We start from the raw sequence: 15,521 nt of genomic DNA, 5'->3' as shown, positions 1-15,521 counted from the left end.
GCTGCTGAACCGGGACCCAGTTGCCACTGGTTGCTTTTGCTATGGCTTCCGGCTCTGCGGTGCAGCGCTTGGGCGCTGCGCCGCGTCCGGGACACACGCTCATCGTCAGAGACATCACTTGAACTTCAGTCCGACAACGCGCACGAGCCCGTCGGGCATCTGCTTGTAGCCCTGCAGCTTGGTCGTATGCGCGATCAGCAGCGTACGGTGGTAGATGTAGATGATCGGCAGATCGTCGAGCAGGATCTTGGTCAACTTTTCGTAGATCGCCTTGCGCTCGGCGACGTTGGCCGTCATGCGTCCGTCTTCCATCAGCTTGTCCGCATCCGGATTCGAATAGCCGCCGTCGTTCTGCGGCGCCTTGCTGCGCATGAAGATGTAGGAATTGCCGTCGGGATCGATGCGGCCGCTCCAGTTGATCTGGAAGATCTGGAATTCGCCGGCCTGGGCCTGCTTGAAGGTCGTCGCGAATTCGACCGCGCGGATCTTGATGTCGAAACCCGCTTCCGCAGCCATCGACTGGATCACCTGGGCCACGGCCTCGTTCTCCGCGCCCTTGGGGATCATGTAGTCCACGGTCACCGGCGTAGTGACGCCGGCTTCCTTCAACAGCGCCTTTGCCTTGGCGACGTCGCGGCCGCGGACCGGGAAGGCCTTCTGATAATAGGGATGCGTCGGGCTGACCCATTGATTGCCGGGCGTAAATTCGCCGTTGAAGACGACCTGGTTGAGGGCTTCGCGATCGATCGACAGGTCGAGCGCCTGGCGCACCTTCGCCGATTGGCTCAGCGGGCCTTTGCTCTTGTCGTTGCCGACGTTGACGGTCAGGCCGAGATAGCCGAGCTCCGGCGCGGTCGACAGCACGAGGCGGGAATCGGCGCGGACGTCCTTGATGTCAGTGGCGAGCACGCGCTCGATCAGATCGAGGCCACCGGACTTCAAATTGGCAAGGCGCACCGTCGCATCGACGATCGGCAGGAACACGACGCGGTCGATGTGGATATTGTCCTTGTTCCAGTAGTCGGCGAACTTCTCGAACACCATGCGGTCCTGCTGGACGCGCTCGACGAACTTGTAGGGGCCGGCGCAGACCGGATGCAGGCCGAACTTGTCGCCGGCCTCCTTCGCCGCCCTGGGCGAGACCATCATGCCGGAGCGGTCGGTGAGCTGGGCGATCAGCGGCGAGTAGGGGGTCTTCAGCACCAGCTTGATGGTCAGGGGATCGACGACCTCGACATGATCGACGCTGGCAAGTTCGGACTTGCGAAACGAAGTCGGCAGCGTCATGTGACGCTCGATCGAGAACTTTGCGGCTTCTGCGTCCAGCGGCTCGCCGTCGTGGAATTTGACGCCGGGCCGGAGCTTGATCGTCATCTCCTTGCCGTCGGCCGAGGTTTCGTGGGATAGCGCGAGCTGCGGCACGATGTTGAGCTTCTCGTCGATGTCGAACAGCTTGTCGCAGAAGGCGGAGAACACGATGCGGCCGACATAGGTGCGGCCGATGCTGGGATCCAGGATGTCGGGGTCCTCGGCGATGCCGATGCGAAGGGTGGTCTGCGCCTGGGCGCCGCCCACGAGCGACGTCAGCACGGCCGACGCCAGGATTGCCAAACGCATGAAACTCATCGCTCTCAACCTCTGTTTTGCGGTCAGGACGGGTCCGTTCCCAATGAACTAACCCCGCGGCCGCGCGCTGCTTCCGGGCCGCTGCCGAACGCAGCGACCAATTTCTCGAGAACCGGCGAAAAGCCGCCGTCGGACGGGACGATCGCCGCTGACGACGGAAGTTCCGACGTTCTGTGGCAGGCCGTTGCATGTCCGATGCCATCCGCGATGAGCTCGGGCATTTCGCTGCGGCAGCGATCGATCACGTAGGGGCATCGGGTGTGGAAGCGGCACCCGGACGGCGGGTTCAGCGCGCTGGGGATCTCTCCCTGCAGCACAATCCGGCTGCGCTTTGCCCGCGGCTTAGGCACGGGGATCGCGGACAAGAGCGCCCGGCTATAGGGATGGCCCGGCGCTGCGAACAGCACGTCTGCCTCCGCCGTCTCGACGATCTGGCCGAGATTCATCACGGCGACGTGGTCGGCGATGTGCTTGACCACGGCGAGATCGTGCGAGACGAAAATGTAGGCGAGGCCAAGCGTATCCTGAAGCTCGCGCAGGAGATTGAGAATCTGCGAGCGGATCGAGACGTCCAGTGCCGAGACCGGCTCATCGCAAATGATCAGCTTCGGCTCGACAGCGAGCGCGCGGGCGATGGCGATGCGCTGGCGCTGGCCGCCGGAGAACTCGTGCGGGTAGCGCCGTGCCAGCCGCGGTTCCAGGCCGACCAGCCGCAAGATCTCCTCGACACGCTCGCGCCGCTGCGCCGGCGGCACGAGATCGTGCAACGCCAGCGGCTCGGTCAGGATCTGGCCGACCGTCATGCGCGGATTGAGTGAGGCGTAGGGGTCCTGGAAGATGATCTGCGCTTCGCGGCGGAAGGCGCGCAGCGCATTGGCATCGAGCGAGAGCAGATCGCGGCCGTCGAAGCGAACGGAGCCCGCGTCCGGCTCGATCAGCCGCAGCACCAGCCGGCTGACGGTGGATTTGCCGCAACCGGATTCGCCGACGAGGGCCAGCGTCTTGCTGGCGTCCAGCGAGAACGAGACGCCGTCGACCGCTTTGACATGCGCGAGCGGGCGGCCGAACAGCGAGCGTTCGGCGACGAAATGCTTGACCAGGCCTTCGACTTCCAAGAGGGCAGTCATCGTCTCTGCTCCTCGCGAACACCGATCTTGTGTCCCGGGCGCGGCGCAGCACGAAGTGGTGCGACGCTGAACCGGGACCCAGCTCGTTGCCGCATGGGCCCCGGTTCAGCCGCGCACCACGGCGCTTCGCTTGTGCTGCACCGCGCCCGGGGCACGAGAGAGGAGAGGCACGCCATCACGACACCAACAATTCGAGCGGTGCGCGGATGCAGCGCGAGAGGTGGCCGGGGCTGAGTTCGACCAGCGGCGGCGGCGCTTTGGTGCAGGCGTCCAGCACGAACGGGCAGCGCGCGGCGAAGCGGCAGCCGGCGGGCGGCTGCGCCATGTTCGGGACCATGCCTTCGATCGTCGCCAACTGCTCGGCGCGATGGTCGAGCCGCGGGATCGAGCCGAGCAGGCCGACAGTGTAGGGGTGCTGGGGCGCGGTGAACAATTCATCCACCGGCGCACGCTCGACGATCTCGCCGGCATACATCACAGCGACCTCGTCGCAGACTTCCGCGACCACGCCGAGATCGTGGGTGATCAGGATGATCGCGGCGCCGCTTGCGGCTTTCAGCTCGCGCATCAGCTCCAGGATCTGGGCCTGCAAGGTGACGTCGAGCGCAGTGGTCGGCTCGTCCGCAATCAGCAGGCGCGGGTCGCACGCCAGCGCCATCGCGATCATGACACGCTGGCGCATGCCGCCGGACAGCTTGTGCGGATATTCGTCGATCCGCCGCTCGGCCGAGGGGATGTGAACGCGGCGCAGCAGCTCGATAGCCCGCTCACGTGCGCTCCGCCGCGAGCCGCCGCGATGGCGCAGGATGGTCTCGGTGATCTGGTCGCCGATGGTGAGGCTCGGATTGAGCGAGGTCATCGGCTCCTGGAAGATCATCGCCAGCCGGTTGCCGCGCAGATCACGCAAAGTCTGGTCCGAGGTCTTCAGCAGGTCGAAACCGTCGAAACGGATCGCGCCGGATATTTCCGCGCTCTGCTTCGGCAGCAATCCCATGATCGCCAGCGACGTCACGCTCTTGCCGCAGCCGGATTCGCCGACGAGGCCGAGCGTGGCGCCATTGGCGACGCTGAGATCGACGCTGTCGACCGCATGGGTGATGCGGCCGTCGTCGCCGTGGAAGCGGATGCGCAGGTCCTTGATTTCGATGAGAGGAGTCGCACTCATGTGCTGCCTTCAGCGTCCCGCGGCGTAGCCCTGCATGCCGCGTGGATTGGCGGCAGCGCGGCGGCGCACGCCGACGCGCGAGGCCGCGGTGAGGCGGCCTTCGGACCAGTCGGGACCGACCTCCACGATATGCCCGCGCTCCCTAAGGTTCTCGATCGTCGCCTTTGGCACGCGGTTCTCGACCACGAGCACGCCAGGACGCGCGGTGCGCGGCCAGAACGAGATGGGGAAATGTTCGGAATGCCAGGCCGGCGCGTCGATCGCTTCCTGGAGATTGAGGTTGCAATGGACGTGGCGCAGGAAGAATTGCGTGATCCACTGGTCCTGCTGGTCGCCTCCGGGCGAACCCCAGGCCAGATACGGCTCGCCATCGCGCAGTGCCATGGCCGGCGAAAGCGTGGTGCGCGGCCGCTTGCCGGGCGCCAGCGAGCTCGGTTGATTCTCCTCCAGATCGAACATCTGCGCGCGGCTCCCGAGGCAGAAGCCGAGCTCGGGAATGACAGGCGAGGATTGCAACCAGCCGCCGGACGGTGTCGACGAGATCATGTTGCCGGCCTTGTCGATGATATCGAAATGCACGGTGTCGCCGCGCACTTCGCCGAAGCGGCCCACCGTCGGTTCGCCGGCACCGAGCGCGCCAACGGCCTCGCGCTGGCCCTCGGCGCGGCGCAGCTTGACCACGCCGCCAAGACCCTCGATCGTGCCGGGCCGCAGATCGAGCGAGGCCTTGTCGGTGACGAGCTTGCGGCGCTCGTCGTTATAGGCATCCGACAGCAGCGTTTCGATCGGGATCTCGCTGAACTTGGGATCGCCGTAGAATTTCTCGCGATCGGCGAAGGCGAGCTTGGCGCATTCGATCTGGAGATGGATGAACTCGGGCCCGGTCGGGTCGAGCCCGTCGAGCGCAAAGCCCTTTAGCAAAGCGAGCTGTTGCAGCGTCACCGGGCCCTGGCTCCAGACGCCGGCCTTGCAGACGGTGTAGCGGCCATAATCGTAGGTGAGCGGTGCTTCGATGGTCGGCTGCCAGCGCGCCATGTCGTCGGCGGTGAGCACGCCGCGATGTGGCGAGCCGCTGACGTCCATCACGTCCTGCGTCCGGCAGAATTTGTCGATCGCTTCGGCGACGAAGCCCTGCGACCAGGTCTTGCGTGCGCGCTCGATCTCGGCGTCGCGGCCTCCACCGCCGCTCTCGGCCTCGCTGAGAATGCGGGCGTAGGTCGCGGCCAGAGTTGTGTTCGTGAACAGCGTGCCGGGCTTCGGAACTTCGCCATTCGGCAGATAGACTGCGGCCGAGGTCGGCCAGTGCTTGCGGAACAATTGCTCGACGGTCTGGATGGTGGCGCAGGCGCGCTCGACCAGCGGATAGCCGTCGCGCGCATAGGAGATCGCGGGCTCCAGCACATCGCGCACGCGCATCGTGCCGTAGTCGCGCAGCAGCATCATCCAGGATTCGAAGGTGCCGGGAACGCAGGCCGCGAGGAGGCCGGTGCCGGGCACCATGTCGAGTCCTTCGCTCTTGTAATGCGCGATGGTGGCGCGCGCTGGCGCCGGGCCCTGGCCGCAGATCACTTCGGTGCGGCCGCGCTTGACGTCGTGGACGATGACGGGCACGTCGCCGCCGGGGCCGTTCAGATGCGGCTCGACCACCTGCAGCGTGAAGGCGGTGGCGACGCCTGCGTCGAAGGCATTGCCGCCCTTTTCCAGCATGGCCATGCCGACGGCGGTCGCGATCCAGTGCGTGGTGGCGACGACCCCGAATGTGCCCTCGATCTCGGGGCGCGTCGTGAAGGGATCGGGATTGATGTTGGACATGGGACTTCGTTACCTTATGTGTCGCGCGCGCAATTGATCACAGGCGATGCCGCCTCGCCAATGCGCAGGCCGCATGGCACGCGCGCGTCACGCCGGGACCGGTGCGGTGTTCACCGCATGGCAGGCGACACCGTCGATCAGTTCGGGGACTTGCTTGCGGCAGAGGTCGTACGCCAGCGGGCAGCGTGGATTGAAGGCGCAGCCGGGAGGCGGATTGATCGGATTCGGGATCTCGCCCTTGACCGGAATGCGCTGGCGGCCGCTCATGGCCAGATCAGGCACGGCGCCCAATAACATCTTGGTGTAGGGCATGCGCGGACGGGAGAACAATTCCTTGCCTTCCGCGATCTCGACGATGCGGCCGAGATACATCACGCCGACACGGCTCGCCATGTGGCGGACCACGGCGAGGTTGTGGCTGATGAACATGTAGGTCAGGCCGAACTTGTCCTGGAGGTCGCGCATCAAATTGAGGATCTGCGCCTGCACGGAGACGTCGAGCGCGGAGGTCGGCTCGTCGCAGACGATGAACTCGGCGTCGGAGGCGAGCGCCCGCGCGATCGCGATGCGCTGGCGCTGGCCGCCGGAGAATTCGTGCGGAAATTTCAGCCGATCGTCGGGATGCAGGCCGACGAGGCTGAGCAGCTCGCCGACGCGCGCCTGGATGTCGCGTTCGCCCTGGATCAGGTCGAAGGCGCGGATCGGCTCGGCGATGATGGCATCGACGCGGAAGCGCGGGTTCAGGCTCGCATAGGGATCCTGGAAGATCATCTGGATGCGGCGCCGCAGTTTGCGCCGCGCCTGTGCCTGCCGCGGATCGGTCATCGAGACGCCGTCGATCAGCACGTTGCCGGAGCTCGGCGGCAACAGGCCGACCACCATCCGCGCCACCGTGGTCTTGCCGGAGCCGGACTCGCCGACCAGCGCAAAGGTCTCGCCCTTCCTGATGTCGAAGCTGACGCCGTCGACGGCTTTGAGGTATTCGAGCTGTCCGCCTTCGAGGACGCGGTTGAGCCACGGCTTGGAGACGTCGAACACGCGGCGCAGATTTGTGGCCTGGACGAAGGGGGCGCTCATGCCGCGCTCTCCGCCGGCGCGCTGTCATAGAGATGGCAGGCGACCGATTGCGTGCCTCGCGGTAGCGGTTCCGGCCGGTCGACCCTGCAGCGGTCGAACGCGGATTCGCAGCGCGGATTGAACGAGCAGCCGCGCGGGATCGCCGACAGCCGCGGCATCGAGCCGGGAATCTGCACCAGGCGCTTGTCCTCGCCGGCAAGCGTCGGGATCGCGCCCATCAGGCCCTTGGCGTAGGGATGAAGCGGATTCCTCACGACGTCCTGCACCGGCCCGATCTCGGCGACACGGCCGGCATACATCACGGCGACGCGGTCGGAGGTCTCGGCGATCACGCCCATGTCGTGCGTCACCAGCATCACGGCGGTGCCGTGGTCGCGGCCGAGCCGCTTGATCAGCGAGATGATCTGCGCCTGCACGGAGACGTCGAGCGCGGTGGTCGGCTCGTCCGCGATGATCAGCTCGGGCTCGGCGCAGATCGCCAGCGCAATGACGACGCGCTGGCGCATGCCGCCGGAGAATTCGTGCGGATAGCCGTCGATGCGCTTGTCCGGCGCGGGAATGCCGACCTCGGCCAGCAGGTCGATGGCGCGGCGGCGGGCGGCGGCTTCGGACAGATTGAGATGGGTCCGGATCGTCTCCACGATCTGGTCGCCGACCCGGTACAGCGGATTGAGCGAGGTGAGCGGATCCTGGAAGATCATGCCGATACGCTTGCCGCGGACGCGGCGCAGCTCCTCCGGCGGCAGATTGTCGATGCGCAGGCCCGACAGGCGAATCTCGCCGCCGGAGATGCGGCCGGGCGGATCGATCAGGCCGATCACCGACAGGCCCGTGACCGATTTGCCGGCGCCGGATTCGCCGACCACGCCCAGCACCTCGCCTTTGGCGATGTCGAAGGAGACGCCGTCGATGGCGCGCAGCGTGCCGCGGCGGGAGGCGAACTCCACCTGGAGATTGCGTACGGAGAGGACGGGTTCGGTCATCGGAGCTTTGGATTGAGCGCGTCGCGCAGCCAGTCGCCCAGCAGGTTGATGGACAGGATCATCACGGCGAGCGCGATTCCGGGGAATGCGACGATCCACCATTCGCCGGCGAACAGATAGCCGTTGCCGATCCGGATCAACGTGCCGAGCGACGGCATGGTCTCGGGCATGCCCGAGCCGAGGAAGGACAGCGTCGCCTCGGTGATGATGGCGAGCGCGAGGTTGATGGTGGCGATCACCAGGATCGGTCCCGTCGTGTTCGGTAGCACATGGCGCAGCATGATCACGGGAGCAGGCAGGCCGATCAATTGCGCGGCGGCGACATAATCCTTGTTCTTCTCGATCAGCACCGAGCCGCGCACTGTGCGGGCATACTGTACCCAGAAGCTCAGGCCGATCGCGAAGACGAGGACCGCCAGCATGCTCATCTCATCCAGCCTGTTGCCAAAGACGGACTTGGCGATTCCATTGATCAAGAGCGCGATCAGGATGGCCGGAAAGGAGAGTTGCACGTCGGCGATGCGCATGATCAGGCCGTCGATCGCGCCGCCGAAATAGCCGGCGGTCAGACCGAGCAGGATGCCGATCGCCCCGGACAAGACCACGCCGAGTACGCCGACGAGCAGCGAGATGCGCAGGCCGTAGAGGATCGCAGACAGCACGTCGCGGCCCTGCTCGTCGGTCCCGAGCAGGAACGGGCTCTGGCCGTCGGCGGTCCACAGCGGTGAGATACGCGAGTTCATCAGCTGCAGCTGCGCCGGGTCGAACGGGTTCTGTACCGACAGCACCGAGGCAAAGATCGCCAGAAGAAAAAACAGCAGCGTCACCGCGGCCGCGATCATGGTGATCTTCGAGCGGCGGAACGAATAGAACAGGTCGCTGTCGAGCGCGCGCCTGAACCTGCCCGGTACGGCCGCAGCGCGCTTCTCAATCTCGTGCGGAACGACCGCCTCGCTCATCTCAATGCGCCCGGCTGACCGTCGAGCGCAGCCGCGGATCGACGATGGTGTAGAGGATATCAACCACGAGATTGATGGTGACGAAGATCAGGGACACCATCATCAGATAGGCCGCCATGATCGGGATATCGACGTTCTGAACGGCCTGCACGAACAGGAGACCCATGCCCGGCCACTGGAACACGGTTTCGGTGATGATCGCGAATGCAATTACCGAGCCAAATTGCAGGCCGGCCACGGTGATGACGGGAACCAGCGTGTTGCGTAACGCGTGGCCGTAATGGATCGCCCGCGTGGTCAGTCCGCGCGCACGAGCGAAGCGGATGTAGTCGGTACGCATCACTTCCAGCATCTCCGCGCGGACGAGGCGCATGATCAGCGTCATCTGAAATAAGCCAAGCGTAATCGAAGGCATGATCAGTGCTTTCAAGCCCGACAGTGTCAGGAGGCCTGTCGTCCACCAGCCAATGTGGACGACGTCGCCGCGCCCGAACGAGGGTAGCCAGCCCAGCGTCACCGAGAACAGGTAGATCATGAGAATGCCGATCAGGAAGGTCGGTAGCGAAATGCCGATCAGCGAGAGCGCCTGGAATGCATGCGCGAGCCAGCTGTCACGGCGCAGTGCCGAAAAGACCCCCATCAGGATGCCGCTGACCATCGCAAAGATCGTGGCGCAGATCGCGAGCTCCAGCGTCGCCGGCATGCGCTCGATCAGCAGGCTCGTGACCGGCAGGCGGAACTGGTAGGACACGCCGAACTTGAACTGCGCCGCGTTGCCGATATAGCGGCCGAACTGCACGATCACGGGATCGTCGAGGCCGAGCGACTTGCGGATCGCCGCGCGTTCGGCGCCCGACGTATCCATCCCGACCATCTGGTTCACGGGATCGCCGGCGAAACGGAACATCGAGAACGATATGATCCCGACGGCGATCATGACGCCAATGGCCTGGATGGCCCGGCGCAGTGTGAAAGCGAGCATTTGTTCCTTTCACATCTCTTCAGCGGCACGCGTCATCGCGTTAGCCCGAAAATGCAAGTCCCGGAAGCCATCGCTTCCGGGACTTCACAACTTGTCGACAATTACTCGTCTTGCTTGGTCGCCCAGTAGAGCAGGACCTGATTGTCCGCGCGCTGGGTCAGTTTCACTTTTTTCGACACACCCCAGGCAAGCGCCTGCTGGTGCAACGGGACATAGGCCCAATCCTTGATCGAGACCTCGAAAGCCTGCTTGATCAGTTGATCGCGCTTGGCCGTATCGGATTCAAGGAGAACCTTGTCGGCGAGATCGTCGAACTCCTTGTTGCAATAGCCGGCGAGGTTGGCTTCGCCGCGATTGGGATCCTTCGGATCATCCCGGCAGCCCATGATGTCGTGCAGCACGTTCTGGGAGTCGAGCGTATCCGGGGTCCAGCCCAGCATGAACAGCGAGGTTTTGTAGCCGCCGGGCTTCAACACCTTGGCGAAATACTGGGCCTTGGGTTGGGCCAGCAGGTCCACCTTGATGTTGATGCGAGCGAGCATACCGACGATTGCCTGGCAGATGGCTGCGTCATTGACGTAGCGGTCGTTCGGGCAGTCCATCGTCACTTCGAAGCCGTCCGCATAGCCGGCGTCCGCCAGAAGTTTCTTGGCGGCGTCGGGGTCGAACTTCGGCCGGACGAAAGCCTTCGCCGAAAAGATCTCTGGTGCGACCATCAATGCGGATGGCGTGGACAGCCCGCGCATGACGCGATTCTTGATCAGGTCGACATCGGTCGCCCGGTAAACCGCCTCGCGGACGCGAATGTCCTTGAATGGATTTTTGCCCTTGACGTTGGAGTACAAGAGTTCGTCGCGCGCCTGATCCATGCCGACGAAAATGGTGCGGAGTTCTGGTCCCGTCAGCACGGTGGCGTTGGGGCTCGCCTTGACGCGCTCGATGTCCTGCACCGGAACCGGCTCGATCACGTCGACCTCGCCCGACAACAGCGCCGCGACACGCGTGGCCGGGTTTGCGATCGGCGTGAAGACGATTTCCTTCAGATTATGTTCCGGCTTGCGCCACCAGTTCGGATTGGCCTTGAAGACGGTCTTCACGCCCGGCTGATGGCTCTCGATCATGAAGGGGCCGGTGCCGTTTTCATGGAGCGAGGCGTAGCTCGGGGTCGTTGCGGCGGCCGGCGTCGGCGCCACCGCATCGTTCGCCTCTGCCCATTTCTTGTCCATGATGTACCAGGTCGCCCACAGCGCGGTCAGGATGGGATTGGGCGAGGTCAGCACGAAATCGACGGTGTAGTCGTCGATCTTGATCGCCTTGGCGTCGGCGGGAACACGGCTCTGGAAATTCGAGCCCTTCGCGCGCACGCGCTCGGCCGAGAACACGACGTCATCCGCGGTGAAGGGGTCGCCATTGTGGAATTTCACGTTCTTGCGCAGGTGAAAGCGCCAGCGTGTCGGCTCCGGTGTCTCCCAGCTCTCGGCAAGGCCCGGGATGATCTTCAGGTCCTTGTCGCGGGCGACCAGGCCCTCATAGACGTGGCCAAGATGCGCACTGGTGGTCGACTCGTTCAGCGTGTAGGGGTCGAGCGATTTGAGCTCACCCTGGTTGGCGTAGCGCAGCGTCTGGCTCGACGCCGGCGAGGCGGCCAACGCAAGCATACCGGCGAGCGTCGCCGCAAACAGACTTCGTCCGACTGACATTCTTGACCCTCTCCACTCGCCCGCACCGTCATTTTTGATTGTTCGGCGGGGCTGATCGATCCATGTTGCCCAGAGTTCTCGACCCGTGCAAGCGCCATTCCAGCAAGGAACGCGCCAAGTTGCACCGCTGTGCAGCAATGCTGACCGACAATTTAGGGGTGAGGGGCATGTGGGCGACATTCGACTTTCGACCGGCGTGGCCCCGGGGAATAATCGCGGAAACGACCGCCCAGCCGAGCGCGAGCCCGGCGGAACGATTTGATTGACCATATCGGCCGATCGCGGAAACCGGTGTCCCCCTCGCGTCTCAGGTCGCTTGCGTCTCACACCATGTCGCGGCGATACTGTGTGACGCCGTTCGAATCTCTTCCGGAGGGGACATGAAAGTTAACATCGAAATCGACTGTACCCCCCTCGAAGCCCGCCAGTTCTTCGGACTACCCGACGTGATGCCGATGCAGACCGCCGTGATGGACAAGTTGCAACAGCAGATGATGTCCAACATCGACAAGGTCTCGCCGGAATCCCTGATCCAGAGCTGGTTCACCTTCGATCCCAAGATCGCGGAGCGTTTTCAGGACATGTTCGTCACCATGGCCGGCCTCGGCGGCACGCGCGCCGGCGACAAGAAGAAATAATGGCGCGCGGGCCGGACGGGCCGCAGGCGACGGGTCGGCTTCGTCCGCCGGGCCTCGGCCTGCTGCTTGCCGAAGCCCGCGGACTGTTCGAGTTCAACGCCAGCCTGCTGCTGTCACCGGTCCTGATGCGCGCACCCAGGGGCGACGGCCATCCGGTTCTGGCGTTGCCGGGCTTTCTCGCCAGCGACCTCTCGATGGCACCGATGCGGCGCTATCTCCGCGAACTCGGCTATGAGGCGCATGCTTGGCGGATGGGCCGCAATCTGGGTGGGCTGGGGCGGATGCGCGAGGCCTTGCACGCCCGTCTCGCCGAGATCCATGCCGCGAGCGGACGCAAGGTCAGCCTGGTCGGCTGGAGCCTCGGCGGCGTCTATGCCCGCGATCTCGCGCTTCAGGCGCCCGAGATGGTCCGCTGCGTCGTCACGCTCGGCAGCCCGTTTGCAAGCGATGTCCGAGCGACCAATGCGACGCGGCTCTACGAGATGATGTCCGGGGAGCGTGTCGAGGATTTTGCGGAGCTGCGCGAGGCGATCGCCGGCGATCTTCCGGTGCCGGCGACGTCGATCTATTCGCGTACCGACGGTGTCGTGAACTGGCGCACCTGTCTGTTGCGGCCCTCCGACCGCGCCGAGAACATCGAGGTCCGCCTGGCGAGCCATATCGGGCTCGGCGTCAACCCCGCGGCGCTGTGGGCAGTGGCGGACCGCCTGGCGCAACCGGAGGGGGAGTTCTCCCCATTTGACCGGGCCGGCCCGTTTGCCATTGCATATGCCCCGCCGGAACAGGCAATATCGGCCTGACGAGAAGCGCCGGCCAAGGCGCCCGTCGGTATGCGTGGGAGGGAATCATGGCTGACGGTAAGAAGCTGTCGTCGCTGGACGCATCGTTTCTCTATCTCGAAACGCCGGAAATGCCGATGCATGTCGGCAGCATGGCGATCTTTCGCCTGCCTGAGGACTACAAGGGGGACTTCTTCGAAGACTTCAAGGCGATGATTGTCTCGCGCCTGCACATCGCGCCGATCCTGAAGGCGCGACTGGAGAAGGCGCCACTCGAGATCGACCATCCCACATGGGTCGAGGACGATCAATTCGACATCGACCGTCACATCTTCCGCGCCAGCCTGCCGGCGCCCCGCGATCGCGCTACGCTCGAGCGTATCGTCGGCTGGATGCACGCCAAGCTCCTGAACCGCGCCCGCCCGCTGTGGGAGTTCTACGTCTTCGAGGGCATGAAGGACAACGAGGTCGGGCTCTATTCCAAGATGCACCACGCCGCGATCGACGGTGGCGCCGGTGCGGCGCTGACCAACATGATCTACGACATCTCGCCGATCCCGCGGCAGGTTGATCCGCCGGCGGCGGGAGCCAAGCCCGGACAGGAGCCGCGCGACATCGCGGCGAACCTGCTCGATTCCTATCAGCAACTCTTCACCCAGCCGCTCGACGCTTCGGCGGCCGCGAAGAACCTGCAATTGCCGCGCACCGGCAAGAGCGACATCGGCTCGATCCTGTTCGACAATGCGATGTACCAGATCGAGAGCGCGGTGCGCTTCGCCGGCAACATCCCGACCATGGTCAAGAGCGTCTCCGACGTGCTCGGCAAGATCTCCGATCCCAGGTCGCGCGAGAGCCTTGCCAGCATGGTGTCGCCGCCGACCATGCTCAACAAGACGATCTCGTCGGAGCGGAGTTTTGCCGGCGTGTCAATCTCGTTGTCGCGGGCGAAGGCGCTGGCCAAGCAGGCCGGTGGCAAGCTCAACGACGTCGTGCTCGCGCTCGCCTCCGGCGTGGTCCGGCGCTACCTCCAGCAATACGGCACGCTGCCGGCCAAATCCCTGACCGCCGCCGTGCCGATCTCGCTCCGCGAGGAGGGCAACACCGAGGCCAACAACCAGGTGTTCGGCATGATCTGTTCGATCGCGACCAATATCGATGATCCCAAGGCACGGCTGGAAGCCATCATCGCGCAGTCGACCAAGTCCAAGGAGATGTCTCACCCGCTGCGTGCGCTGATGCCGCAGGTCTCCAACATCTCGATGCTCGGTGCGCCGATGATGGTGCAGATCCTGGCGTTGCTCTACAGCCGCTCCAATCTGTCCGACGTACTGCCGCCGGCCGCCAATATCACGGTGTCCAACGTGCCGGGGCCGCGGCAGACGCTCTATGCCGCCGGCGCCGAGCTGCTGCACATCTTCCCGGTGTCGATCTCGACGCACGGGCAGGCGCTCAACATCACCGTGCAGAGCTATCGCGACCAGCTTGATTTCGGCTTCATCGTCGGCGCCAACATCATTCCGCATGTGCAGGTAATGTGCGACATGCTGCCGGCGGAGTTTGCCGCGCTCGAGGCGGCCTATGCGCCGCCTGCGGCTGACATCAAGGGCGCCGCGGAATAGGAATCTTGCCAGGAATCTCATGATGATTGAAATGCCGCCGCTCAAATTCGCGCAGACGAACGGAATCCGCATGGGCTATTACGAGGCGGGCCCGGTCACGGACACCCCGCCGGTCGTGCTGTGTCACGGCTGGCCAGAGCTCGCCTTCTCCTGGCGCCATCAGATCAAGGCGTTGAGCGAGGCCGGCATAAGGGTGATCGCGCCCGACCAGCGCGGTTATGGCGCGACCGACCGGCCGGAACCGGTCGAAGCCTACGACATGGAGCATCTGACCGGCGACCTCGTCGGGCTGCTTGATCATCTCGGGATCGACAAGGCGATCTTCGTCGGCCACGACTGGGGCGGCTTCGTCGTCTGGCAGATGCCGCTGCGGCACCCATCGCGCGTCGCTGGCGTCGTCGGCGTCAACACCCCGCATTGGGACCGCGCGCCGATCGATCCGATCGCACTGTTCCGCCAGCGCTTCGGCGACCAGATGTACATTGTCCAGTTCCAGGATCCCGCGCGCGAGCCGGACCGGATTTTTGGCAGCCGGGTCGAGCAGACATTCGATGCTTTCATGCGCAAGCCGCTGCCGCGGCCGGCCGTGAAGCCCGATGAGCCGCCGGTCGCGGGCGTTGGCGCCTCGTCGAAGACGAACCTGGCGTTCCCGCAGATGATTGCGGCTTATGACGCCCGGCACGATCCGCGTACGCCCATCCTGTCGGCCGACGAGAAGAAGGTGTTCGTCGACACCTTCACGAAAACCGGCTTTACCGGCGGCATCAACTGGTATCGCAATTTTACGCGCAATTGGGAGCGCTCGAAGGGGCTCGACCACCATATCAGCGTGCCGTCATTGATGATCATGGCGGAAAACGACGCGGTGCTGCCGCCGTCGGCGGCCGACGGCATGGAGAAACTCGTCAGCGACCTCGAGAAGTATCTGGTCAAGGACAGTGGCCATTGGACGCAGCAGGAGAAGCCGGAAGAGGTCAACGCCAAGCTGATCGAATGGCGTAGAAGGCGGTTTGGCTAGCAACCGACATTGCGAGCGAAGCGAAGCAATCCAGAA

At 64.6% G+C, this 15,521-nt stretch carries 13 protein-coding genes; 4 read left to right on the top strand and 9 right to left on the bottom strand.

The window, feature by feature from the left end; translation table 11 throughout:
- Nucleotides 1-114: 114 nt before the first annotated feature.
- The 9 genes from FNV92_RS25690 to FNV92_RS25650 all read right to left on the bottom strand — a co-directional run bounded on the left by FNV92_RS25690 (nt 115) and on the right by FNV92_RS25650 (nt 11,431).
- Entirely contained in the window at nt 115-1,626 is a 1,512-nt protein-coding gene (locus FNV92_RS25690; RefSeq protein WP_143844020.1) for an ABC transporter substrate-binding protein, read from the bottom strand.
- 23 nt (nt 1,627-1,649) lie between these two features.
- Entirely contained in the window at nt 1,650-2,753 is a 1,104-nt protein-coding gene (locus FNV92_RS25685) for an ABC transporter ATP-binding protein (RefSeq protein WP_143844021.1), read from the bottom strand.
- Nucleotides 2,754-2,928: 175 nt separating this feature from the next.
- Nucleotides 2,929-3,918 (bottom strand): ABC transporter ATP-binding protein, encoded by a 990-nt coding sequence (locus FNV92_RS25680; protein ID WP_143844022.1) that lies wholly within the window; start codon nt 3,916-3,918, stop codon nt 2,929-2,931.
- A gap of 9 nt (nt 3,919-3,927) precedes the next feature.
- Nucleotides 3,928-5,730, bottom strand: coding sequence for a gamma-glutamyltransferase family protein (locus FNV92_RS25675; RefSeq protein WP_143844023.1), 1,803 nt, complete (start codon nt 5,728-5,730; stop codon nt 3,928-3,930).
- A gap of 87 nt (nt 5,731-5,817) precedes the next feature.
- Complete coding sequence (locus FNV92_RS25670) at nt 5,818-6,807, bottom strand: ABC transporter ATP-binding protein (RefSeq protein ID WP_143844024.1); 990 nt, start codon at nt 6,805-6,807, stop codon at nt 5,818-5,820.
- Nucleotides 6,804-7,790, bottom strand: coding sequence for an ABC transporter ATP-binding protein (locus FNV92_RS25665; protein ID WP_143844025.1), 987 nt, complete (start codon nt 7,788-7,790; stop codon nt 6,804-6,806). Before FNV92_RS25665 ends, FNV92_RS25670 begins: the two co-directional genes overlap by 4 nt.
- Nucleotides 7,787-8,749, bottom strand: coding sequence for an ABC transporter permease (locus FNV92_RS25660; RefSeq protein WP_143844026.1), 963 nt, complete (start codon nt 8,747-8,749; stop codon nt 7,787-7,789). Before FNV92_RS25660 ends, FNV92_RS25665 begins: the two co-directional genes overlap by 4 nt.
- Before the next feature lies 1 nt (nt 8,750).
- Entirely contained in the window at nt 8,751-9,731 is a 981-nt protein-coding gene (locus FNV92_RS25655; protein WP_143844027.1) for an ABC transporter permease, read from the bottom strand.
- 101 nt (nt 9,732-9,832) lie between these two features.
- Nucleotides 9,833-11,431, bottom strand: a complete 1,599-nt coding sequence (locus FNV92_RS25650) for an ABC transporter substrate-binding protein (protein WP_143844028.1) — start codon at nt 11,429-11,431, stop codon at nt 9,833-9,835.
- Nucleotides 11,432-11,811: 380 nt separating this feature from the next.
- On the opposite strand from FNV92_RS25650, the gene FNV92_RS25645 reads away from it, so the two are divergent.
- From FNV92_RS25645 to FNV92_RS25630, 4 genes are read left to right on the top strand one after another with little or no spacing between them, the layout of a single operon-like run.
- Nucleotides 11,812-12,069, top strand: coding sequence for a DUF6489 family protein (locus FNV92_RS25645; RefSeq protein WP_015687608.1), 258 nt, complete (start codon nt 11,812-11,814; stop codon nt 12,067-12,069).
- Nucleotides 12,069-12,869: an esterase/lipase family protein gene (locus tag FNV92_RS25640; protein ID WP_143844029.1), complete on the top strand. Its 801-nt coding sequence runs from the start codon at nt 12,069-12,071 to the stop codon at nt 12,867-12,869. The genes FNV92_RS25645 and FNV92_RS25640 overlap by 1 nt, the downstream gene beginning before the upstream one ends.
- 47 nt (nt 12,870-12,916) lie before the next feature.
- Nucleotides 12,917-14,467 (top strand): WS/DGAT/MGAT family O-acyltransferase, encoded by a 1,551-nt coding sequence (locus FNV92_RS25635; RefSeq protein ID WP_143844030.1) that lies wholly within the window; start codon nt 12,917-12,919, stop codon nt 14,465-14,467.
- A gap of 22 nt (nt 14,468-14,489) precedes the next feature.
- On the top strand, nt 14,490-15,485 hold the full coding sequence (locus FNV92_RS25630) for an alpha/beta fold hydrolase (RefSeq protein WP_168213806.1): 996 nt from the start codon (nt 14,490-14,492) through the stop codon (nt 15,483-15,485).
- The last annotated feature ends 36 nt before the right edge of the window (nt 15,486-15,521 follow it).

This window comes from Bradyrhizobium cosmicum (genome assembly GCF_007290395.2).
GTDB classification, from domain to species: domain Bacteria; phylum Pseudomonadota; class Alphaproteobacteria; order Rhizobiales; family Xanthobacteraceae; genus Bradyrhizobium; species Bradyrhizobium cosmicum.
The sequence above is the reverse complement of the archived record's forward strand: the minus strand, read 5'-3'. Positions and strand labels throughout refer to the sequence as shown.

Bases quoted from the DNA above. Each gene is read 5' to 3' on its own strand.
- FNV92_RS25660 (WP_143844026.1), bottom strand. From the start codon at position 8,749: ATGAGCGAGGCGGTCGTTCCGCACGAGATTGAGAAGCGCGCTGCGGCC.
- FNV92_RS25630 (WP_168213806.1), top strand. From the start codon at position 14,490: ATGATTGAAATGCCGCCGCTCAAATTCGCGCAGACGAACGGAATCCGC.
- FNV92_RS25650 (WP_143844028.1), bottom strand. From the start codon at position 11,431: ATGTCAGTCGGACGAAGTCTGTTTGCGGCGACGCTCGCCGGTATGCTT.
- FNV92_RS25675 (WP_143844023.1), bottom strand. From the start codon at position 5,730: ATGTCCAACATCAATCCCGATCCCTTCACGACGCGCCCCGAGATCGAG.
- FNV92_RS25670 (WP_143844024.1), bottom strand. From the start codon at position 6,807: ATGAGCGCCCCCTTCGTCCAGGCCACAAATCTGCGCCGCGTGTTCGAC.
- FNV92_RS25665 (WP_143844025.1), bottom strand. From the start codon at position 7,790: ATGACCGAACCCGTCCTCTCCGTACGCAATCTCCAGGTGGAGTTCGCC.
- FNV92_RS25690 (WP_143844020.1), bottom strand. From the start codon at position 1,626: ATGAGTTTCATGCGTTTGGCAATCCTGGCGTCGGCCGTGCTGACGTCG.
- FNV92_RS25680 (WP_143844022.1), bottom strand. From the start codon at position 3,918: ATGAGTGCGACTCCTCTCATCGAAATCAAGGACCTGCGCATCCGCTTC.
- FNV92_RS25655 (WP_143844027.1), bottom strand. From the start codon at position 9,731: ATGCTCGCTTTCACACTGCGCCGGGCCATCCAGGCCATTGGCGTCATG.
- FNV92_RS25640 (WP_143844029.1), top strand. From the start codon at position 12,069: ATGGCGCGCGGGCCGGACGGGCCGCAGGCGACGGGTCGGCTTCGTCCG.
- FNV92_RS25685 (WP_143844021.1), bottom strand. From the start codon at position 2,753: ATGACTGCCCTCTTGGAAGTCGAAGGCCTGGTCAAGCATTTCGTCGCC.
- FNV92_RS25635 (WP_143844030.1), top strand. From the start codon at position 12,917: ATGGCTGACGGTAAGAAGCTGTCGTCGCTGGACGCATCGTTTCTCTAT.
- FNV92_RS25645 (WP_015687608.1), top strand. From the start codon at position 11,812: ATGAAAGTTAACATCGAAATCGACTGTACCCCCCTCGAAGCCCGCCAG.